The sequence below is a fragment of the Streptomyces microflavus genome (assembly GCF_014650075.1).
GTDB classification, from domain to species: Bacteria; Actinomycetota; Actinomycetes; order Streptomycetales; family Streptomycetaceae; genus Streptomyces; species Streptomyces microflavus.
In genome coordinates, this window is record NZ_BMUG01000011.1 from 206,042 (window position 1) to 227,545 (window position 21,504).

A 21,504-nucleotide genomic window follows, 5' to 3' on the forward strand; every position below is an offset into this window, starting at 1 on the left:
TCCCGGACGGGACCGACGCCGGGCAAGGAGGGCCGCATGACCGTACGGCGAGTAATGGGCATCGAGACGGAGTACGGGATCTCCGTCCCCGGCCACCCCAACGCCAATGCCATGCTCACCTCGTCCCAGATCGTCAACGCCTACGCGGCGGCGATGCACCGGGCCCGACGCGCCCGCTGGGACTTCGAGGAGGAGAATCCGCTGCGCGACGCGCGAGGCTTCGACCTCGCCCGTGAGACCGCCGACTCCAGCCAGCTCACCGACGAGGACATCGGCCTGGCCAATGTCATCCTCACCAACGGTGCCCGGCTCTACGTCGACCACGCGCACCCCGAATACAGCTCACCGGAGATCACCAACCCGCTCGACGCGGTGCTCTGGGACAAGGCCGGCGAACGGATCATGGCCGAGGCCGCCGAACGGGCGGCCGCCATCCCCGGCGCCCAGCCGATCCACCTCTACAAGAACAACACCGACAACAAGGGCGCCTCCTACGGCACGCACGAGAACTATCTGATGCAGCGGGAGACCCCGTTCTCGGACATCGTGCGCCATCTGACGCCGTTCTTCGTCTCCCGCCAGGTCGTCACCGGCGCGGGGCGGGTCGGCATCGGCCAGGACGGCCACGAGCACGGCTTCCAGATCAGCCAGCGCGCCGACTACTTCGAGGTCGAGGTCGGCCTGGAGACGACCCTCAAGCGCCCCATCATCAACACCCGGGACGAGCCGCACTCCGACGCGGAGAAGTACCGCCGGCTCCATGTGATCATCGGCGACGCGAACCTCTCGGAGATCTCGACCTACCTGAAGCTCGGCACCACATCCCTGGTGCTGTCCATGATCGAGGACGCCTTCATCAACGTCGACCTCGCCGTCGACCAGCCCGTACGCACGTTGCACCAGGTCTCGCACGACCCCGACCTCAGGCAGCTCATCACGCTCCGTAACGGCCGGACACTCACCGCCGTACAGCTCCAGATGGAGTACTTCGAGCTGGCCCGCAAGTATGTCGACGAGCGGTACGGCACCGACGCCGACGAGCAGACCAAGGACATCCTGATCCGCTGGGAGGACACGCTCAACCGGCTGGAGACCGATCCGATGAGCCTGTCCGGGGAGCTGGACTGGATCGCCAAGCGGGAGCTCATGGAGGGCTACCGCCGCCGCGACTCGCTGGACTGGGACGCCCCCCGGCTCCACCTCGTCGACCTCCAGTACGCGGACGTACGCCCCGACAAGGGCCTCTACAACCGTCTGGCGGCCCGCGGGAAGATGAAGCGGCTGCTGGACGAGGACGACGTCACCAGGGCCCGTACGAAGCCTCCGGAGGACACCAGGGCCTATTTCCGGGGCCGCTGCCTGGAGCAGTACGCCGACGACGTGGCGGCCGCCTCCTGGGACTCGGTCATCTTCGACCTGCCGGACCGCGACTCGCTCCAGCGGGTACCCACGCTGGAGCCGCTGCGCGGCACCAAGGAGCACGTCAAGGACCTGCTCGACCGCTGTCGTACGGCGGAGGAGCTGGTCCGGGTGCTCTCGGGCGGCTGAAAGGTGTCCGGGCTGGGAATCAATCAACCGAGGCCCGGACGTTGAACAACTACCGGGCCAAATGTCGGACCTCGTGGGTAGGGTCTGATCAAGAGCTTCGATTGCTTCGAACCGAGCGGGGTGAGCTACATGGCGACCAAGGACACCGGCGGCGGACAGCAGAAGGCGACGCGTTCCACCGAGGAGACCGAGGAGCAGACGCAGGACGCGCAGGCTTCCGAGGACCTTGCGGAGCGCCAGGAGAAGCTGAGCGACGATGTCGACTCGGTTCTGGACGAGATCGACGACGTCCTCGAAGAGAACGCCGAGGACTTCGTCCGGTCCTTCGTTCAAAAGGGTGGACAGTAGTTCACGAGTGTGAACGCCCGGTAGCGTTCCGGGCGACCGCGGTACTCGGGGGAGACGGGGTGACGGCGACCGCCACGGCGTGCGCCGTCACCCCGCCCGCCAACCGGTGGAGCCCCTCCGGTTCGCGAGCGCGGGATCGTCGCAGATCCCTCCGCCGAACATGTGGATCACCGCCCCAGGGCGGGTAGGGTCCGTGGCGTACGTTGCTTCAACTGCAATTCGGCCATCGGCAAGTTGGGGGATGATCCTGACTCTCTTGCGCAGGGCCATCGCATACCTGGAGGGAAACGCGTGGAAGCCAACACTCGTAGCACCGGGCGTCTACCAGCTGCCTTCCTGACGCCGGGTTCGTCCTCGTTCATGGACTTCCTGTCCGACCAGTCGCCCGAGATGCTCCCGGGCAACCGGAGCCTGCCGCCGCTCCAGGGGGCCATCGAGGCACCGCACGGGACGACCATCGTCGCGGCGTCCTTCCCCGGTGGCGTCGTCCTGGCCGGTGACCGGCGCGCCACCATGGGCAACATGATCGCGCAGCGCGACATCGAGAAGGTCTTCCCGGCCGACGAGTACTCGGCGGTGGGCATCGCCGGCACCGCCGGACTGGCCGTGGAGATGGTCAAGCTCTTCCAGCTGGAGCTGGAGCACTTCGAAAAGGTCGAGGGCGCCCAGCTCTCCCTGGAGGGCAAGGCCAACCGGCTCTCCACCATGATCCGCAGCAACCTGGCCATGGCCATGCAGGGCCTCGCCGTGGTGCCCCTCTTCGCGGGTTACGACGTCGACCGCGAGAAGGGCCGCATCTTCTCCTACGACGTCACCGGCGGCCGCTCCGAGGAGACCGGCTACGCCTCCACCGGCTCCGGGTCGATCTTCGCCCGCAACGCGATGAAGAAGCTCTACCGCGAGGATCTGACGGAGGAGCAGGCCCTCACCCTGGTCGTGCAGGCGCTGTACGACGCCGCGGACGACGACTCGGCGACCGGCGGCCCGGACGTGGCCCGCCGGATCTACCCGATCGTCACCGTGATCACCGACGAAGGCTTCCGGAGGCTGGGCGACCAGGAGTCCGCCGACATCGCGCGCTCCATCCTGGAACGCCGGCTGGAGCAGCCCGACGGCCCGCGCGCCGCGCTGCTCTGACCAGGACTCCAGCCTCCCCCGACGCACTCGTCACTGACAGAAAGGGACGGATAGCCGGTGTCGACGCCGTTCTATGTCTCACCCCAGCAGGCCATGGCCGACCGGGCGGAATACGCCCGGAAGGGCATCGCCCGTGGTCGCAGCCTCGTTGTGCTGCAGTATGCCGACGGCATTGTGTTCGTCGGCGAGAACCCGTCCCGCGCGCTGCACAAGTTCAGCGAGATCTATGACCGGATCGGCTTCGCGGCCGCCGGCAAGTACAACGAGTACGAGAACCTCCGCATCGGCGGAGTCCGCTACGCAGATCTGCGCGGATACACCTACGACCGGGACGATGTGACGGCCCGTGGGCTGGCCAACGTCTACGCGCAGACGCTCGGCACCATCTTCTCCAGCGCGGCCGAGAAGCCGTACGAGGTGGAGCTGGTCGTCGCCGAGGTCGGCTCCGCGGCCGAGGGTGACCAGATCTACCGGCTGCCGCACGACGGTTCGATCGTGGACGAGCACGGCTCGGTCGCGGTCGGCGGCAACGCCGAGCAGATCAGCAGCTTCCTGGACCAGCGCCACCGGGACGGCATGACGCTCGCCGAGGCGCTCAAGCTGGCCGTCCAGGCGCTCTCCCGGGAGCCGGGCGGCGGGGAGCGGGAGATTCCCGCCGAGCGTCTCGAAGTCGCGGTGCTGGACCGTACGCGGCCCCAGCAGCGCAAGTTCAAGCGGATCGTCGGCCGCCAGCTGACCCGGCTGCTCGACGCGGACGCGGCGGGCACCACCCCGACGGACGCCCCGTCCGACATCGAGGAGACCGACTCCACCACCACCGAAACCGACAACGGCACCGGCACCGCGCCCGGTTCCACGGAGGAGTAGGCGCCCGCGCCTCGACGTGCCCCCGGGTCCCGGCCCGGGGGCACGGTCATGCCCGGGCGGCGGGCGGCCCGGTGGAGCCGCGTACGACCAGCCGGACCGGCAGACCGCCCGGCTCGGCGGGGCGGCCCTCCAGCACGGCGAGCAGCGCCGCCATGCCCCGCTCCCCGACCTGCTCGGCGGGCAGCTGCACGGTGGTGAGCTCCGGTTCGACGGCGGTGGCCAGGGCGAGGTCGTCGAAGCCGGTGACCGAGAGGTCGTCCGGCACCCGCAGCCCGAGCCGGCGGGCCGCCTTGCAGGCACCGGCCGCCAGGATGTCGTCGTCGCAGACGATCGCGGTGGGCCGCTCCCCGGCGACGGCGAGCGCCTGCTCGGTGGCCTCCCGCCCGGCCCGTACGTTGAGCGGGGCCCGTACCGTACGCATCTCGGCATCCGGCACCGCGCCCACCGCCTCCCGCAGTGCCTGCGCCCGGACCGCGAACGTCCAGGTGTCCACGGCGGATGCCAGATGGACGAAGCGGCGGTGGCCGAGGCCCAGCAGATGGTCCGTCACCTGGCGCATGCCGTCGGCGATGTCCAGGTTCACATGGGCCGCCGCGTCCGTCCCGGCCGGGTCGCTGTCCAGCATCACCAGCGGCAGCTCGGCCCCGTGCAGGGCGCTCAGGGCGTCGGAGGCCATGGAGGAGGCGATCACCCCGTCCAGGGCGGCACGGGCCGATGCGAACGGGTCCCGGGCCGGTCCGGTGCCGTCCGGCGAGGGGTAGAGCACCACGCCGAAATCGTGCTCGGCGGCGACGGCGGCGGCCCCGGTGTAGACGCGGGCGAAGAACTCGTTGGTGAGCGCCGGGACCACCAGCAGCGCGGTCCTGGTGCGGCCGAGCCGCAGACTGCGGGCGGCCAGATTGGGCCGGTAGCCGAGCTCCGCCGCGCACTCCCGGACCCGCTGCGCCGTGGCCTCGGACACCCGGCCCGGCCACTTCCCGCCGAGCACGAGCGAGACCGTCGCCTGCGAGACACCCGCCGCTCGGGCCACGTCGCGGCTGGTGGGCCGGGGCGGGGCGGGCTGGTGCGAGTCGGTCACTCGGGCCTCCGTGCGGGATGTTCCGTGATGCCGCGAGGTGGACCCGCGGGCTGCGCACATGGTACGTATGAGCCTCGAAGTTATACGTAAAACCTCGGGTGGCGGCAGTCGTCCGGCGGAAAGGGGCGGGAATGGCCGCGGGATATCTGGACATCCTCCGGGCGCGGCACGCCGCCCGGCTGCTGACGGGCACCCTGGTGGGGCGGCTGCCCAACGGCACCGCCCACATCGCGATCGTGCTGTTCACCCGTGCCGAGGGCGGCAGCTACACCCTGGCCGGCGCCCTGGCCGCCGCGTACGGGCTGGCCACCGCCGTCGGACAGCCGCTGCTGGGCCGGGCGGTCGACCTCTACGGGCAGCCGCGCGTCCAGCTCCCCGCCGCCGTGCTCTCCGCGCTCGGCATGGCCCTGCTGGCTCTGGCGGGCCTCGGCTCGCTCCCGCTGGCCTACGCGGCCGTCGTCGTCGCCGGAGTCGCCACACCGCCTCTGGAGGGCGGGCTGCGGGCCCTGTGGCCCAGCGTGCTGAAGCGCGAGGACCAGGTGCACCGGGCGTACGCCATGGACGCCGTGGCGCAGGAGATCATGTTCACGGTCGGGCCGCTCCTGGTGACGGTCCTCGTATCGCTCTGGTCCCCGGCCGCCGCCCTGCTCGTCATCAACGCCATCGGCGTCCTCGGCGCGTTGTCGGTCGTCCTCTCCGAGCCCTCGCGCACCTGGCGCTCCGCACCCCGCGAGGCGCACTGGCTCGGCGCCCTGCGCTCGCCCGGACTCCTCGCCCTGCTCGGCGCGTTCTTCTTCGTCGGGCTCGCGCTCGGCTCCATCACGGTGGCCGGCGTGGCCTACGCGGACGACCACGGCCGCGAGTCGGTGTACGGCTGGCTGATGGCCGCGCTCGGCCTCGGCGCCCTGATCGGGGGCCTGGGCTACGGGGCGCGGCAGTGGGCCGGGGCGCCCGAGCGGCGGCTGCGCGTCATCGTCGGCCTCCTCGCGCTCGGCTACCTGCCGTTGATGCTCACCCCTTCGGTCCCCGCCATGACCGCTCTCGCCGCCCTGGCCGGAGTCTTCCTCGCCCCGGCCATCGCGTGCTCGTTCATCGTGGTGGACCGGCACGCCCCGCGGGGCACGGTGACCGAGGCGTTCTCCTGGCTCGTCACCACCTTCGGCGTCGGCGCGGCAGCCGGAACGGCCGTCGCCGGACCGGCCGTCGAGCTCGGCTCGACCGCCTGGAGCTTCGGCGTGGCGGGCGTCGGCGGAGTGCTCGCCCTGGTGGTCCTGCTGGCCACCGGGAACGTCCTCGCAGCTCCCGTACATGACCCCGCCGTCGTGACGGGATCGGAAAATGATCGAAACGGTGCTGTCGAACCCGGTTTCAGCACCGGCCGTAAGGCGTAATGTTCAGTCATGGACCGCCGCATTTTCGGGCTGGAGAACGAGTACGGCGTCACGTGCACGTTCAGGGGACAGCGCCGACTGTCACCTGACGAAGTGGCGCGCTACCTCTTCCGCCGTGTTGTGTCATGGGGCCGCAGCAGCAATGTCTTTCTGCGGAACGGCGCCCGCCTCTACCTCGACGTGGGATCGCATCCGGAATATGCAACCCCGGAATGCGACGACCTGACCGAACTGGTCACGCACGACAAGGCGGGCGAGCGCATTCTCGAAGGCCTGCTCGTCGACGCCGAACGCCGCCTGCACGAGGAGGGAATCGCGGGCGACGTCTATCTCTTCAAGAACAACACCGACTCGGCGGGAAACTCCTACGGATGCCACGAGAACTATCTCGTGGCCCGGCACGGAGAATTCTCCCGGCTCGCGGACATCCTCATCCCCTTCCTCGTCACCCGGCAGCTCATCTGCGGCGCGGGCAAGGTGCTCCAGACGCCGCGCGGAGCCGTCTACTGCGTCAGCCAGCGTGCCGAGCACATCTGGGAGGGCGTCAGCTCCGCGACCACCCGCTCCCGGCCGATCATCAACACCCGGGACGAACCACACGCCGACGCGGAGCGGTACCGCCGCCTCCACGTCATCGTCGGTGACTCGAACATGTCCGAGACGACCATGCTGCTCAAGGTCGGCGCCACCGACCTGGTGCTCCGCATGATCGAGGCGGGCACGGTGATGCGCGACCTGACCCTGGAGAACCCGATCCGGGCCATCCGCGAGGTCAGCCACGACCTCACCGGCCGGCGCAAGGTGCGCCTGGCCAGCGGCCGCGAGGCCTCGGCCATCGAGGTCCAGCGGGAGTACTACGAGAAGGCTGTGGACTTCGTAGAGCGCCGGGGCATCCGCACCGGCACCGTCGACCAGGTCCTGGAGCTGTGGGGCCGCACGCTCGACGCCATCGAGGCCGAGGACCTCGACCGGATCGACACCGAGATCGACTGGGTCATGAAGTACAAGCTCATCGAGCGGTACCGGGCCAAGCACAACATGACCATGTCGAACCCGCGGGTCGCCCAGATAGACCTCGCCTACCACGACATCCACCGTCGCCGCGGTCTGTTCTACCTCCTGGAGAGGAAGGGCCAGACCGCCCGCATCTGCAACGACCTGAAGATCTTCGAGGGCAAGTCGGTGCCCCCGCAGACCACCCGGGCGAGGCTGCGCGGCGACTTCATCCGCAGGGCCCAGGAGCAGCGGCGGGACTTCACCGTCGACTGGGTCCACCTCAAGCTCAACGACCAGGCGCAGCGCACGGTGCTCTGCAAGGACCCGTTCCGTTCCGTGGACGAGCGAGTGGAGAAGCTGATCGCGGGCATGTGAGCCGCTCCGGGGGTACCTCTCGGCCGGCCGTAGCGTGACAGGGCCCCGTACGTTCCTCGTACGGGGCCCTGTCCACGGCCTAGAGTGGTCGGACTCAACCACAGTGCCCCCTGAGATCTGAGGAACCAGTGCGCCGAATTGCCGGCCTTCTCGTCGCCCCCCTCCTGCTGCTGTCGGCAGTGGCCTGCGGCAGCGACGACAAGGCCTCCGACTCCGCCTCGTCCAAGAACGGCGTGCCCGCGATCACCGCAGGTGCGAAGTTCGGCGAGAAGCCCACCCTCTCCAAGGGCAAGGGAGAACCGCCCAAGGAGCTGAAGACCGAGGTCATCAGTGAGGGCGACGGTGCGAAGCTCAAGAACGGCGACGCGATCCAGGTCAACTACCTCGGTCAGTCGTGGGACTCCGACAAGCCGTTCGACAACAGCTTCGACCGCAAGCAGCCCTTCGACCTGACGCTCGGCGCGGGCATGGTCATCCAGGGCTGGGACAAGGGCCTGGTCGGCCAGAAGGTCGGCAGCCGCGTCCAGCTGGTCATCCCGCCGGAGCTCGGCTACGGCGAGCAGGGCCAGGGCGACATCAAGCCGAACGCCACCCTCGTGTTCGTCGTCGACATCCTGAAGGCCACCCAGATCCCGGCCTCCGCCAAGGGCACCGAGGTCGCCCAGGACAACATCGACCTGCCCAAGGTCGGCACCAACGACGACGGCAAGGCGCCGAAGGTCACCATCCCCAAGAGCGACCCGCCGAAGAAGCTGGCCTCCAACTACATCCTGGAGTCCGACGGTGAGGTCATCAAGGAGAGCGACAGCGTCGTCGTGAACTACGTCGGTCTGGTGTGGAAGGGTGCCAAGGAGTTCGACAGCACCTACACCCAGGGCAAGACGCAGACCTTCCCGCTGGCCCAGGTCACCCTCAAGGGACTCAAGGACGGCCTGATCGGCAAGAAGGTCGGCAGCCGGGTGCTCCTCGTGATCCCGCCGGACCAGGCCTTCGGCGACCAGCAGCAGCAGGCCATCCCGAAGAACTCCACGCTGGTCTTCGCCGTGGACGTCCTGGCCAAGATGTAAGACTGTCCCGGTTGCCCAGTTCATCATTTAGAGGAGCAGTTCAGTGAGCATCGAGAAGCCCGAGATCGACTTCCCGGGTGGCGAGCCGCCGGCCGACCTGGAGATCAAGGACATCTGGGAGGGCGACGGCCCCGTCGCCAAGGCCGGCGACCAGGTCAGGGTCCACTACGTGGGCGTGGCCTTCTCCACCGGCGAGGAGTTCGACGCCTCCTGGAACCGCGGTACGCCGCTGGCCTTCAACCTCGGCGCCGGCCAGGTCATCGCCGGCTGGGACCAGGGCGTGCAGGGCATGAAGGTCGGCGGCCGCCGCCAGCTGACCATCCCCGCGAAGCTCGCCTACGGCGACCGCGGCGCCGGCAGCGCGATCGCCCCGGGCGAGACGCTGATCTTCGTCTGCGACCTGGTCTCGGTCTGATCAGTTCCGGTCGCGTGAGCAGTGCGATCCGGTCTGTTCCGGTCCCGTACGCTCCGTTCCGGTCAGCCGAGTGAGGGCCCCCGCCACCTGGCGGGGGCCCTCACCGCTGTCCGGCCCACGGGCCCGCTTTGGTCCCCACACCACGGGGCGGTACGGTCGACGGTCGTAGAGCACAAGAGAAAGGGCGTCGATGGCGATTGCCAAGGCCGAGCGGTTGATGAACCTCGCGCTGTGCCTGCTGGGGACCCGGCGCCCGCTCAGCAAGCGCGAACTCCGCGGCTCCATCGAGGCCTACCTCGAAGCGGGCTCCGACGACTCCTTCAACCGGATGTTCGAGCGCGACAAGGACGATCTGCGCGAGCTCGGCCTCGTCATCGAGACCGTCGAGAACCTCGACGGCGACACCGGATACCTGGCCCGCCGCGACAGCAACCGGCTGCCCCCCATCACCTTGGACGCCGAGGAGGCCGCGGCCCTCGGCCTCGCCGCCAAGGTCTGGCAGCAGGCCCGCCTCGCCGGTGCCGCCAGCGGCGCCCTGCAGAAGCTGCGCGCCGCCGGAATGCCCGAGGCCGAGGACGCCTACGAGGTGCACAGCGCCCTCGAACCCCGCATCCCCGTCCACGAGGCCGCCTTCGAGCCCCTGATGCTCGCCTGCCGTGACCGCCGCCCGGTCACCTTCGACTACCGCAAGGCCAACTCCGCCGCCCCCGTGCAGCGACAGGTCGAACCCTGGACCCTCGAATGCTGGCGCGGCCACTGGTACCTCGCGGGCTGGGACCGGGGCCGCGGCGCCGAACGCGTCTTCCGGCTCTCCCGCATCACCGGCAAGGTCCGCTCCCGCGTCGGCGCCTTCACCGCCGAGGTGCCCGACGTCGTCACGGTCCGCGAGACCGTCGAGAGCTGGGCCGGCGAGACCGCCACCCGGACCGCCCGGATCAGGCTCCGCGCCGGGTCCGGCTACCCGCTGCGGTCGCGGGCCATATCCGTCCACGAGCGCGGCGACGGCTGGGACGAGCTGGAGATCCCGTACGGACACGGCCTCGACGCCTGGCTCGTCGAGTTCGGGCCGGACGTCGTCGTGGAGGAACCCGCCGATCTGCGGGCCGATGTGGTGGACCGGCTCCGAGCCGTGGCCAAGGACTAGGGGACCGAGACGATGGCCACGAACGCGATCGACCAGACCCGCCGGATGCTCTCCCTGGTGACGTACCTCCGTGAGCGCCCCGGCGCCCACGTCCAGGACGTGGCTCGGGCCTTCGGGATCACCGAGGACGAGCTGATCTCGGACCTCGACGTGCTGCCCATGTGCGGGACCAGCTTCCGCGGCGGCGACCTCCTCGACATCGACACCGACGGCGACCGGATCTGGTGGCACAACCCGGACGACGTCGCCGAGCCCCTCCGGCTCGCCGCCGACGAGGCCACCGCGCTACTGGTCGCCGCCCGCGCCGTCGCGACCCTGCCCGGACTCCGCGAGAGCGACCGGCTCGCCCTGGTCCGCGCCACCGCCAAGCTGGAGACCGCGGCCGGGGAGTCCGGTGCGGCCAGCTCCCGGCTCTCGGTGACCTTCGAGGCGGAGGGCGGCGTCTTCGCCGACGTCGACCGGGCCATCTCCGAGCGCCGCCGCCTCTGGCTGCGCTACTACTCGCCCGCCCGCGACGAGCTCACCGAGCGCGAGGTCGACCCGATCCGGCTCTTCGCCGTCGGCCACACCTACATGGAGGGCTGGTGCCGGCTCTCCGAGGCCCGCCGGACCTTCCGCCTCGACCGCGTCGCCGAGATCCGCATCCTCGACGCCCCCTCCGCCCCGCCGGAGCTGGAACTGCGCGACCTCTCCGAAGGGCTGGTCCAGCCTGCCGCCGAAGACCCCGAGGTCGTCATCGAGGTCGGCACCGGAGGCCGCTGGGTCGCCGAGTACTACCCGCACGACTCCGCCGAGGAACTGCCCGACGGCGGACTGCGGATCACCCTGCGCACCCCCGACCCGGCCTCCCTGCGCCGCCTCGCCCTGCGCCTCGGCGGCGAGGGCCGCATCGTCGCCCCGCCGGAGCTCGCCGACAGCGCCCGGACGGCGGCCCGCGAGGCGCTCACCGCCTACGAAACGGCCTGAGCGGGCCCGGAGCGGAGACGAGATGAACCCGACCCACCTCGTACCGGTCGCCACCGGCCCGGCCGTCCGCACCGGCCCGGTCCCGGTACCCGTACCCGCCGCCGTACGGTTCCGGGCCGCCTGCCCCGACTGCCGCGGGCGCTTCGAGCTCGCGGCGGGCGCGCTGCGCCTGGCGATCGGAGCCAGCAGCCGCACCACCTTCTACACCTTCACCTGCCCGGAGTGCGCCGCCCCGGTCCGCAAGCCCGCCGGGGAGCGCATCATCGAACTGCTCACCGGCGGCGGCGTACGGACCCTGCGCCTGCACGCCACCCCGTAACCCCCTGAGGAAGAGGCACCGCCGCATGTTCTGGCCCATGCTCGCCATCGCCCTGGGATTCCTGGGGGTCGCCGTCCTCGGCGTACTGGCCATCAAGGTCTTCGTCGAGGCCCAGCGTCTCGGGCGTCAGGTCACGACCACCACCGAGCGGATCAACCAGGCGTCGGAAGAGCTCGAACGGGCGGCGACACGCCTCGCGGCCACCGGGGACAGCCTGCGATAACGGGCCCGCGGCCTGATGTTCGACAGCACCGAGGGGTACGCTGCAGGGGACGGCCCAGGCAGGGAGGCGCGGGCCGCAAGCCGCAGTACGCACGGGCATTGCCCCGCGTTTACCCCTGCGGGTTACGATCGCTGCCAAGCGCAACGATCGGACGTATGCCCGGTCGAACGGGTAGCGAGCCCACCCTCCAGCCGCCTCAGTGAGAAGGAAGTCGCACATGATCGGCAATCTGAAGCCCCTCGAGATCGTTCTGATCATCGCTGTCATCCTGCTGCTCTTCGGTGCCAAGAAGCTTCCCGACATGGCGCGTTCGCTCGGCAAGTCGGCCCGCATCCTCAAGAGCGAGGCCAAGGCGATGAAGAAGGACGACGCGGCGACCGCCACGCCCACGACGGAGACCGTCGCGGACCCGGCCCCTCCGCAGTCCACCACCGCGCGCACCATCCAGGCCGCTCCGGGTGACGTCACCAGCTCCCGCCCGGTCAACGAGCCCAAGCCCACCACCCAGAGCTGACAGCTGACGCGCTCCGCCGACAGCCGCCGCACGAGACGAGGGAAGTGGGTTGCTCAAGTCTGCCCGCAAGCAGGAGAAGGACGAAGAGGGGCGGATGCCTCTCCTCGATCACCTGCGTGAGCTGCGTAACCGGCTGCTGAAGGCCGTGCTGGCGATCGTCGTCGTGACGATCGTGGCAGCGTTTTTCCAGAAGGAGATCTACGACTTCCTTCTGCGCCCCCTTCTCGACTCCGTCGGATGCAAGGACGGCGTGGTCTACGCGGTCAACGGCAAGCCGTGCGCGCTGCTGAAGACCAACACGCTCCTGGCGCCGTTCACCAACGCCCTCAAGGTCGCCCTGATGTCCGGCGTCCTGCTGGCGACCCCGGTCTGGCTCTACCAGCTGTGGGCCTTCGTGGCTCCCGGCCTGCACAAGGGCGAGAAGCGCTACGCCTACGCCTTCGCCGTCGTGGGCGCTCCTCTGTTCCTCTCCGGTGGCTACCTCGCGTACGCGATCCTCCCGCAGACCGCGGAGATCATGCTCGGGTTCAGCCCCGCGAACGTGCAGAACCAGATCGAGCTCGACAGCTATCTGGACCTGCTCGTCCGTATGGTGATCGTCTTCGGGCTCGCCTTCGAGTTGCCCCTGCTGCTCATCGCGCTGAACATGACGGGCGTCGTAACCGGAAAGCGGATGCTCGGCTGGTGGCGCGGGATGATCGTCGGCCTCACCGCCTTCGCGGCCATCGCCACCCCCGGCGGCGAACCCATCTCCATGCTGCTGCTGGCCGGTCCGCTCGCGGTGCTCTACTTCGTCGCCGTCGGCTTCTCCCTGCTGAACGACAAGCGCCGCAACCGCAACAACCCCGACGCCGAGCTCAGCGACGACGAGGCCTCCGAGCTGGATCTGACCCCCGAGCCGGTCGGCGGGATCGAGCCCGTGGCGGCCCCGCGCAGGGCGCTGCCGGAGCAGGCGTCCGGCGAGAGCGACGGTTCCCGTTCGCACCGGCTCAACGGTTACGACGACATCACCTGACCTTGTAGGGTCCGGAAGGGTGACCAGCGAGATCACCCTCTTCGTCAATCCCACCGCAGGACGCGGCCGGGGCGCGCACGCCGCGCAGCCGGCCGCTTCCGCGTTGCGGGACGCCGGATTCTCCGTCCGTACGGTCCTGGGCGAGGACGCCGACGACGCGCTGCGCCGGGCCCGCGAGGCCGTGGCGGCGGGAACCGGGGCGCTGATAGCCGTGGGCGGGGACGGGCTCATGTCCCTCGCCCTCCAGGCCGTCGCCGGGACGGCCACCCCGCTCGGCGTCGTCGCCGTGGGCACCGGCAACGACTTCGCCCGCGCGCTGGGCCTGCCGATCCGCGACCCGGCCGCCGCCGGACGGCTGGCCGCGCGGGCGCTCAAGGAGGGGGACCACCGCGCGATCGACCTCGGACGGGTCGGGGAGCGCTGGTTCGGCTCGGTGCTCGCCTCCGGCTTCGACTCCCGGGTCAACGACCGGGGCAACCGGATGCGCTTCGTCGGCGGCCGGTTCAAGTACGACCTCGCCATCCTCGCGGAGCTGGCCGCCTTCGCCCCGATCCCGTACCGGATCCGGCTCGATGGGGGAGAGACCCGCGAGATCGAGGCCACGCTCATCGCCGTGGGCAACGGCACCACCTACGGCGGCGGCATGCGGATCTGCGCCGAGGCCGAGATGGACGACGGCCTCTTCGACGTGACCGTGGTGGGGGAGTGCTCCCGCGCCACCCTCCTCAAGGTGTTCCCGAAGGTCTACAAGGGCACGCACCTGGGCCACCCCGCCGTCACCGTCCACCGGGTCTCCTCGATCGAGCTGGCGGCGGCCGGTGTCACGGCGTACGCGGACGGTGAACCCCTGGGTCCGCTGCCGCTCACCGCGACCTGCGTACCGGGTGCCGTACAGGTGCTGGCGGGGTGACGGGCCAAGGGGATTTAAAGATCGGGCTGAGTGTCGGAGGTGACGGGTAGGCTCGTATCCAAGATGACAGAGGACCTTTCACCAGCTGAGCGATACCAGGCATCCCGCGCCCGTGCGGCCGAGATGGCGACGGCCCTCGGGCCCTTCCGGGAGATGTACGAGTTCGGACTGGACCCGTTCCAGATCGAGGCCTGCCAGGCCCTTGAGGCGGGCAAGGGGGTGCTGGTCGCGGCCCCGACGGGGTCGGGCAAGACGATCGTCGGCGAGTTCGCCGTGCACCTGGCCCTGGAGCAGGGCCGCAAGTGCTTCTACACCACGCCGATCAAGGCGCTCTCCAACCAGAAGTTCGCCGACCTGGTCAAGCGGTACGGCGCGGACAAGGTCGGCCTGCTGACCGGCGACAACAGCGTCAACTCCGAGGCGCCGGTCGTCGTGATGACCACCGAGGTCCTGCGGAACATGCTGTACGCGGGCTCCCAGTCGCTGTCCGGCCTCGGCTACGTGGTCATGGACGAGGTGCACTACCTCTCCGACCGCTTCCGGGGCGCGGTGTGGGAGGAAGTGATCATCCACCTCCCCGAGTCGGTGACCCTGGTGTCCCTCTCGGCCACCGTGTCCAACGCGGAGGAGTTCGGCGACTGGCTGGACACCGTGCGCGGCGACACCGAGGTGATCGTCTCCGAGCACCGGCCGGTGCCGCTCTGGCAGCACGTCATGGCCGGACGCAAGATGTACGACCTCTTCGAGGAGGCGACCGACCACGGGGGCCGCGGCGCAGGACGCCGTGAGGTCAACCCGGACCTGGTCCGGCTCGCCCGGCAGGAGAACCAGAACGTCTACAACCCCCGGGACCGCCGCCGGGGCAAGATGGTGCGCGAGGCCGACCGCGAGCGCGAGCGGCGCCAGCGCAGCCGGATCTGGACGCCCGGCCGGCCCGAGGTCATCGACCGGCTGGACAACGAGGGGCTGCTGCCCGCGATCACGTTCATCTTCAGCCGGGCCGGCTGCGAGGCCGCCGTGCAGCAGTGCCTGCACGCCGGACTCCGGCTCAACGACGAGGACAAGCGCCGGCTGGTGCGCGAGATCGTCGAGGAGCGGACCGCCTCCATCCCCGGCGAGGACCTGCACGTCCTGGGCTACTACGAGTGGCTCGAAGGCCTGGAGCGGGGCATCGCCGCGCACCACGCGGGCATGCTGCCGACGTTCAAGGAGGTCGTCGAGGAGCTGTTCGTACGGGGCCTGGTGAAGGCGGTCTTCGCGACCGAGACCCTGGCGCTCGGCATCAACATGCCCGCGCGGTCCGTGGTGCTGGAGAAGCTCGTCAAGTGGAACGGCGAGCAGCACGCCGACATCACCCCCGGCGAGTACACGCAGCTCACCGGCCGGGCCGGGCGCCGCGGCATCGACGTCGAGGGCCACGCGGTGGTCCTGTGGCAGCGCGGCATGGACCCGACGGCGCTGGCCGGCCTCGCGGGGACGCGTACGTATCCGCTGCGTTCCAGCTTCCGCCCCTCGTACAACATGGCCGTCAACCTGGTGCAGCAGTTCGGGCGGCACCGCTCGCGGGAGCTGCTGGAGACCTCGTTCGCCCAGTTCCAGGCGGACAAGTCCGTCGTCGGGATCTCACGGCAGGTGCAGCGCAACGAGGAGGGCCTGGAGGGCTACAAGGAGGGCATGACCTGCCACCTCGGTGACTTCGAGGAGTACGCGCGGCTGCGCCGCGACCTCAAGGACCGGGAGACGGAGCTCGCCAAGCAGGGCGCGGCGCAGCGGCGGGCGGCTGCGGCCTCCTCGCTGGAGAAGCTGAAGCCGGGCGATGTCATCCATGTGCCGACGGGGAAGTTCGCGGGGCTGGCGCTCGTGCTGGACCCGGGGCTGCCCGCCGGACGGGCCAACGGGCACCGCGGATTCGACCACCACGACGGGCCCCGGCCGCTGGTGCTGACCGCCGAGCGGCAGGTCAAGCGGCTGGCCTCGATGGACTTCCCGGTGCCGGTGGAGGCGCTGGACCGGATGCGTGTCCCGAAGTCGTTCAACCCGCGCTCGCCGCAGTCCCGGCGCGATCTGGCCTCCGCGCTGCGGACGAAGTCCGGGCACATCGTGCCCGACCGGCACCGCAAGGAGCGGGCGGCGGCGGCCGACGACCGCGAGATCAGCCGGCTGCGGACCGAGCTGCGCGCCCACCCCTGCCACGGGTGCGACGAGCGCGAGGACCATGCGCGGTGGGCCGAGCGCTACCACCGGCTGCAGCGGGACACGCGGCAGCTGGAGAACCGGATCGAGGGGCGGACGAACACGATCGCCCGGACCTTCGACCGGATCGTCGCGCTCCTGACCGAGTTGGACTACCTCCGGGGCAACGAGGTCACGGAGAACGGGCGACGGCTGGCCCGGTTGTACGGGGAGCTGGATCTGCTCGCCAGCGAGTGTCTGCGGGACGGGGTCTGGGAAGGGCTCAACCCCGCCGAACTCGCCGCGTGTGTCTCGGCGCTGGTCTACGAGGCGCGGCAGGCCGATGACGCGGTCGCGCCCAAGCTGCCGTCCGGGCCCGCGAAGCTCGCCATGGGCGAGATGGTGCGGATCTGGGGGCGGCTGGACGCGCTGGAGGAGGACTTCAAGATCAACCAGACGGAGGGGGTCGGGCAGCGTGAGCCCGATCTCGGCTTTGCCTGGGCGGTCTACATGTGGGCCTCCGGGCGCACGCTGGACGAGGTGCTGCGCGAGGCGGAGATGCCGGCGGGGGACTTCGTACGGTGGTGCAAGCAGGTGATCGACGTGCTGGGGCAGGTGGCTGCGGCGGCTCCTCGGGAGGGGAGTGCGGGGGCGAGTTCCGTGGCTCGGAATGCTCGGAAGGCCGTTGATGCGGTGCTTCGGGGGGTTGTGGCCTACAGCTCTGTCGGCTGACGCCGACGGGGGGTGGGGCGGGGTGTGGGGCGCCTGCGGCGGGCTTGTTCCCCTACCCACCCCTTCCCGAAACCGGGGCTCCGCCCAGGACCCCGCTCCTCAAACGCCGGAGGGGCTGAGTGGAGGGCGGGGCAGTGGGCCCTTCAGGTGCTGCGGCTTCTTGTCGCTGCTCCGGCGCAGACCAGGCCCAGCAGTACCGTGAGTCCGCCGACGATGATGTTGTTGAGGACGACTCCGGCGTCGGGGCTGTTCCCGACCACCCAGGTCGACACGATGATCCACGCACCGATGGCGCACATCGCCCAGCTCAGGCCGTACATCCGCTCGGGCATCATCGTGAAGCCCAGGGCCAGTACCGCGATCGCGATACCCATCACGAGGTTGTGCGTCACCAGGGCGGGCTGGCTGGCCGTGAAGTGGAGCACCCAGGGGGAGACGGCGCAGTAGAGGCCGACGAGGAACACCGGCGCGTCCACCAGCGCCACATCGCGGCCGCCCATCACCCTGTCGTACCGCGCACGCATTTCGGAGGCATCGGGGTGACCCGATATGTCACTCCTGGTGTCTGAGACGTTGCTCATGAGATTTCGTCTCCTTCGATCCTGTGGGCCCCGGCGCCGGACGGAGTGTGCGTCAGGTGCCCACATGTCTATTCTGCTCTTATCTGCCCCTTATGTGCACCCTTGTCGTCCAGTTGTTCGGCGAGGATCAGAAGATCCAGGGTCCGCAGCACCCGGTCCCCGTGCCCGGGCGGACAAAAGGGCGGTGTGCCGCGATCCCCTGCGGCACACCGCCCCTCGCACCCGGTCGGCTACTTCGGGGGCATCAGGACCGAGTCGACGATGTAGACCGTCGCGTTGGCGGTCGGGACGTTGCCGCAGACGACCTTCGAGGCGTCGTTCACGGTGTACTCCGTGCCCGAGCCGGCCGTCGTCAGCTTGCTCTTCTCCAGCGTGTCGAAGGAGCCCTTCTCCAGCTGCTGCGGCGTCAGCTTCTGGCCCACCACGTGGTAGGTGAGGACCTTGGTGAGCTCGGCCTTGTTCGCCAGCAGGGCGTCCAGGTCGGCCTTCGGGATCTTCGCGAACGCGTCGTTGGTCGGCGCGAACACCGTGATGTTCTCGGCGTTGTTCAGCGTGTCGACCAGACCGGCCTGCTTCACGGCGGCGACCAGCGTCGACAGCTCCGGGTTGTTCGAGGCGGCCGTCGCGACCGGGTCCTGGGCCATGCCGTCGAACGAGCCCGCGCCGTCCTGCGGCACCGACGCACAGCCCGGACCGAACGGCTTGTCCGTGGTCGTGGAGTCGTCGGCCGAGGCGCTCGTGGAGGCGGCCGCGCTGGGGGTCGAGCCCGCCGCCGAGTCCTTGGAGGAGTCACCCGAGGAGCAGGCGGTCAGGGCCAGCGGCAGCACGGCTGCGGCGGCCACGGCGACGGCGGTGCGGCGGAAGTGGAGGGTGTTCATGGTGTTTCTCCTGGATCGAAGGTGCTGAGCGGGGGAAATGAACGGTGCTCAGGGGAGGGGGAGTGGGGAGGGTGGGAGGGAGAGTTCGTGCAGGGGGCCTGCGGGGGCGGATTCCGGTGTTCCGCGGTCCGTCTCCCAGCCGCGGGAGACGGACCCGGTGCCGGAGCCGGTCGTCCGACCAGGAGCCGCCTCGCTCCTGCGGCCGGCCCGGCTCTCCCGACCGGAGGCGGCGCACCGCACGGACGGCTCCCCGGCCGTCCGGGCGGCGCTGCCGCCGCCGACCGCATCGCAGACCGGATCCGCCGACGAGGTGGACCGCCGGCCCGCCCCGCCCACCGCGGTGACCGGCGCCGGCCGGTGCACGTGGGGCGCGGAGGGCGAGGGGGCGGTACACCGGGCGCCGGGCCCGGTGGCCCGTCCGCCGGACGCGGCGAAGAAGGCACGCGCCGGGCGGGACCGCCGGGGCCCGATGGCGCCGTCCGTCCGCGAAGTGTTCCGATCTGCTCTCACGCAAGGGATTCGGCGCGGGGCGCCCGGCGGATTGGTCCGGCCGGGTCATTCACTCGATCGAGGTAGTTCCGATCATCGACCAATCCTTCCGGCCACCTGCGACGAATGGAGTGCGAGGAGCGTCTCCGTACTGCTCCGAACAGCGCAGTAGAACCGGAGGGAGCCGGAATGGCAGGGGAGCGGCGGCGGACAGCCGTGGTGGGGAGCGGAGTGGCGGGACTGACCGCCGCCCACGTCCTGCGCAAGGCGCACGACGTCACGCTGTACGAGGCGGACGACCGGGTCGGAGGCCACGCCCACACGCATGAGCTGGGCGCGTCCGACGGCCGGGTGCACCGCGTCGACTCGGGCTTCATCGTGCACAACCGGCGGACCTACCCCCACCTCCTGCGGCTCTTCGACGAACTGGGTATCGCCACCCAGGAGTCCGAGATGTCGATGTCCGTACGGTGCGAGGGGTGCGGCCTCGAGTACGCGGGCGCCCGCGGCCCCGCCGGACTCCTCGCCCAGCCGCGCTCGCTCCTGCGCGGCCCGTATCTGCGGATGCTCGCCGAGGTGCCCCGCTTCCACCGGGCCGCCCGTGCGCTGCTGGAGCTGCCGGAGGGCCCGGCCACCGACATGACCCTCGGGGAGTTCGCCCGGCGCGGCCGCTTCTCCCCGTACTTCCACGCCCACTTCCTCACCCCCATGGTCTCCGCCGTCTGGTCCTGCGACCCGGTCACCGCCCTGCGCTACCCGGCCCGCTACCTGTTCGCGTTCCTGTCCCACCACGGCATGCTCACCATCGGCGACTCCCCGGTCTGGCGGACCGTCACCGGCGGCTCGCACGCGTACGTCGAGCGGGTCGTCAAACAGCTCACCGCCGTCCACACGGCCACCTCGGTCCGCGCCATCACCCGCCACGCGGACGGCGTCGAGCTTACGACCGAGGACGGCACGACCACGCCGTACGACGCCGTCGTCATCGCCACCCACCCCGACCAGGCGCTCCGGCTGCTGGCCGACCCGACCGACGCCGAACGCACCACCCTCGGCGCCTTCACGTACTCCCGCAACCCGACGCTCCTGCACACCGACACCACGCTGCTGCCCCGCAGCAGGGGCGCCAGGGCCTCCTGGAACTACCTGATGCCCTCCTGCGCCGCCGACGCCGACCGGGTCACCGTCAGCTACGACATGAACCGGCTCCAGCGGCTCGACGCGCCCGAGACCTTCGTCGTCACGCTGAACGGCTCCGACCGGGTCGACCCCGGTTCCGTACGCGCCCGCATGGTCTACGAGCACCCCGTCTACACCCCGGAGTCGGTGTCCGCCCAGGCCCGGCTGCCCGCGCTCTCCGGCCCTGTCACCGCCTACGCGGGGGCGTACCACGGCTGGGGCTTCCACGAGGACGGCTGCCGGTCGGGGGCCGAGGCCGCCGCGGCTCTGGGGGTGACCTGGTGAGCGGCCCCAGCGGATCCCTGTACCCGTGCACCATCACGCACGTACGGACCAGGCCGAGCAAGTACGCGCTGCGGCACCGGACCTACCTGTGGCTCATAGACCCGGACGCCCCGCCCCGGCTGCCGCGCGCCCTGCGGCCCCTGGCCCGGTTCGAGGCGCGGGACCACTTCGGTGGCACCGCACCCACCATCCGGGCCGGGCTGAGCCGGTTCCTGGAAGCCCGGGGCGTCGACCTCGCCGACGGGACCGTCACCATGCTCACCCAGGCCCGGGTCCTCGGCCATGTCTTCAACCCGCTCACCGTCTACTGGTGCCGCCGTACCGACGGCTCCCCGCTCTGTGTCGTGGCCGAGGTGCACAACACGTACGGGGAACGGCACGGTTATCTGCTCCACCCGGACGGCAACGACCGCGCCACGACCGGCAAGGAGTTCTACGTCTCGCCGTTCTTCCCCGTCGACGGCGGGTACCGGATGCGGCTGCCCGAACCCGGCGACCGGCTCGACCTGAGCGTCCATCTGGAGCGCGAGGGCGGCCGCCCGTTCACCGCGACCGTACGGGGCACCCGCCGCCGGGCCACCCCCCGGGCTCTGGCCCGGCTCGCCCTGCGCCACCCCTTCTCCACCGTCGCCGTCTCCCTGGCCATCCGGCTGCACGGCATCCGGCTCTACCTGCGCGGCCTCCCCGTGCAGCCCCGTCCCCAGCACCGCCCACAGGAAGGCATGCAGTGACCGCGCCCACCCACCAGCTGCCGGCAGACCGGACCCCCGACCCGGCAGACCGGACTTCCGACCCCGCCGACCGGACCCCCGACCCGGCGGGACACGTCCCCGCGCCGAGGGGCCACGCCTCCGCTCCGGCCCGGCAGCAGACCC

Annotated in this window: 21 protein-coding genes and 1 pseudogene; 19 read left to right on the forward strand and 3 right to left on the reverse strand. The window is 70.6% G+C overall.

The genetic code is table 11. The features are described from left to right. The first annotated feature begins 36 nt into the window (after positions 1–36). The 5 genes and pseudogenes from dop to prcA all read left to right on the forward strand — a co-directional run bounded on the left by dop (position 37) and on the right by prcA (position 3,900). Positions 37–1,548, forward strand: coding sequence for a depupylase/deamidase Dop (gene dop, locus IE264_RS29630; RefSeq protein ID WP_015607514.1), 1,512 nt, complete (start codon positions 37–39; stop codon positions 1,546–1,548). Between the two features lie 129 nt (positions 1,549–1,677). Continuing rightward, entirely contained in the window at positions 1,678–1,896 is a 219-nt protein-coding gene (locus IE264_RS29635; RefSeq protein ID WP_031123725.1) for a ubiquitin-like protein Pup, read from the forward strand. Positions 1,897–2,049: 153 nt separating this feature from the next. Continuing rightward, a pseudogene (locus IE264_RS29640) lies at positions 2,050–2,236 on the forward strand (endonuclease domain-containing protein); the annotation flags it as partial. After that, positions 2,188–3,033, forward strand: coding sequence for a proteasome subunit beta (gene prcB / locus IE264_RS29645; protein WP_015607512.1), 846 nt, complete (start codon positions 2,188–2,190; stop codon positions 3,031–3,033). The pseudogene IE264_RS29640 and the gene prcB, both read left to right, overlap by 49 nt. 57 nt (positions 3,034–3,090) lie before the next feature. Further along, entirely contained in the window at positions 3,091–3,900 is an 810-nt protein-coding gene (gene prcA, locus IE264_RS29650) for a proteasome subunit alpha (protein WP_015607511.1), read from the forward strand. A gap of 46 nt (positions 3,901–3,946) precedes the next feature. Here prcA and IE264_RS29655 read toward each other — a convergent pair whose 3' ends face one another. Continuing rightward, positions 3,947–4,978 carry a LacI family DNA-binding transcriptional regulator gene (locus IE264_RS29655; protein WP_032758355.1) on the reverse strand — a complete coding sequence of 344 codons (1,032 nt, stop codon included), beginning with the start codon at positions 4,976–4,978 and terminating at the stop codon, positions 3,947–3,949. Between the two features lie 131 nt (positions 4,979–5,109). Between IE264_RS29655 and IE264_RS29660 the strand changes: the two genes are divergently transcribed. The 12 genes from IE264_RS29660 to IE264_RS29715 all read left to right on the forward strand — a co-directional run bounded on the left by IE264_RS29660 (position 5,110) and on the right by IE264_RS29715 (position 17,217). Further along, positions 5,110–6,369, forward strand: a complete 1,260-nt coding sequence (locus tag IE264_RS29660) for an MFS transporter (protein WP_015607509.1) — start codon at positions 5,110–5,112, stop codon at positions 6,367–6,369. Positions 6,370–6,378: 9 nt separating this feature from the next. After that, positions 6,379–7,740, forward strand: coding sequence for a Pup--protein ligase (pafA, locus tag IE264_RS29665; protein WP_015607508.1), 1,362 nt, complete (start codon positions 6,379–6,381; stop codon positions 7,738–7,740). A gap of 128 nt (positions 7,741–7,868) precedes the next feature. After that, positions 7,869–8,807 carry an FKBP-type peptidyl-prolyl cis-trans isomerase gene (locus tag IE264_RS29670; RefSeq protein ID WP_015607507.1) on the forward strand — a complete coding sequence of 313 codons (939 nt, stop codon included), beginning with the start codon at positions 7,869–7,871 and terminating at the stop codon, positions 8,805–8,807. 43 nt (positions 8,808–8,850) lie between these two features. Next, positions 8,851–9,222 carry an FKBP-type peptidyl-prolyl cis-trans isomerase gene (locus tag IE264_RS29675; RefSeq protein ID WP_032758356.1) on the forward strand — a complete coding sequence of 124 codons (372 nt, stop codon included), beginning with the start codon at positions 8,851–8,853 and terminating at the stop codon, positions 9,220–9,222. Positions 9,223–9,412: 190 nt separating this feature from the next. Then, positions 9,413–10,366: a helix-turn-helix transcriptional regulator gene (locus tag IE264_RS29680; RefSeq protein ID WP_032758357.1), complete on the forward strand. Its 954-nt coding sequence runs from the start codon at positions 9,413–9,415 to the stop codon at positions 10,364–10,366. A 12-nt stretch (positions 10,367–10,378) separates the two neighbouring features. Next, positions 10,379–11,332: a helix-turn-helix transcriptional regulator gene (locus IE264_RS29685; protein WP_015607504.1), complete on the forward strand. Its 954-nt coding sequence runs from the start codon at positions 10,379–10,381 to the stop codon at positions 11,330–11,332. A 22-nt stretch (positions 11,333–11,354) separates the two neighbouring features. Continuing rightward, positions 11,355–11,651, forward strand: a complete 297-nt coding sequence (locus IE264_RS29690) for a hypothetical protein (protein ID WP_015607503.1) — start codon at positions 11,355–11,357, stop codon at positions 11,649–11,651. 25 nt (positions 11,652–11,676) lie between these two features. Then, complete coding sequence (locus IE264_RS29695) at positions 11,677–11,874, forward strand: hypothetical protein (protein ID WP_015607502.1); 198 nt, start codon at positions 11,677–11,679, stop codon at positions 11,872–11,874. Between the two features lie 217 nt (positions 11,875–12,091). After that, on the forward strand, positions 12,092–12,388 hold the full coding sequence (gene tatA / locus IE264_RS29700; RefSeq protein WP_015607501.1) for a Sec-independent protein translocase subunit TatA: 297 nt from the start codon (positions 12,092–12,094) through the stop codon (positions 12,386–12,388). A 49-nt stretch (positions 12,389–12,437) separates the two neighbouring features. Continuing rightward, the gene (gene tatC, locus IE264_RS29705) at positions 12,438–13,403 is read left to right on the forward strand and encodes a twin-arginine translocase subunit TatC (RefSeq protein WP_032758358.1); all 966 of its coding nucleotides are present in this window, start codon (positions 12,438–12,440) and stop codon (positions 13,401–13,403) included. A 19-nt stretch (positions 13,404–13,422) separates the two neighbouring features. Continuing rightward, complete coding sequence (locus IE264_RS29710; RefSeq protein ID WP_032758360.1) at positions 13,423–14,313, forward strand: diacylglycerol kinase; 891 nt, start codon at positions 13,423–13,425, stop codon at positions 14,311–14,313. Between the two features lie 63 nt (positions 14,314–14,376). Continuing rightward, positions 14,377–17,217, forward strand: coding sequence for a DEAD/DEAH box helicase (locus tag IE264_RS29715; protein ID WP_032758361.1), 2,841 nt, complete (start codon positions 14,377–14,379; stop codon positions 17,215–17,217). 143 nt (positions 17,218–17,360) lie between these two features. Here IE264_RS29715 and IE264_RS29720 read toward each other — a convergent pair whose 3' ends face one another. Together IE264_RS29720 and IE264_RS29725 are read right to left on the reverse strand one after the other, a co-directional pair. Further along, positions 17,361–17,798, reverse strand: coding sequence for an SPW repeat protein (locus tag IE264_RS29720; protein ID WP_031123717.1), 438 nt, complete (start codon positions 17,796–17,798; stop codon positions 17,361–17,363). Between the two features lie 230 nt (positions 17,799–18,028). After that, positions 18,029–18,676 (reverse strand): fasciclin domain-containing protein, encoded by a 648-nt coding sequence (locus IE264_RS29725; protein WP_015607496.1) that lies wholly within the window; start codon positions 18,674–18,676, stop codon positions 18,029–18,031. A 678-nt stretch (positions 18,677–19,354) separates the two neighbouring features. Here IE264_RS29725 and IE264_RS29730 point away from each other — a divergent pair. Together IE264_RS29730 and IE264_RS29735 are read left to right on the forward strand one after the other, a co-directional pair. Further along, complete coding sequence (locus IE264_RS29730) at positions 19,355–20,629, forward strand: NAD(P)/FAD-dependent oxidoreductase (RefSeq protein WP_032758362.1); 1,275 nt, start codon at positions 19,355–19,357, stop codon at positions 20,627–20,629. Beyond that, on the forward strand, positions 20,626–21,360 hold the full coding sequence (locus IE264_RS29735; RefSeq protein ID WP_015607494.1) for a DUF1365 domain-containing protein: 735 nt from the start codon (positions 20,626–20,628) through the stop codon (positions 21,358–21,360). The genes IE264_RS29730 and IE264_RS29735 overlap by 4 nt, the downstream gene beginning before the upstream one ends. The last annotated feature ends 144 nt before the right edge of the window (positions 21,361–21,504 follow it).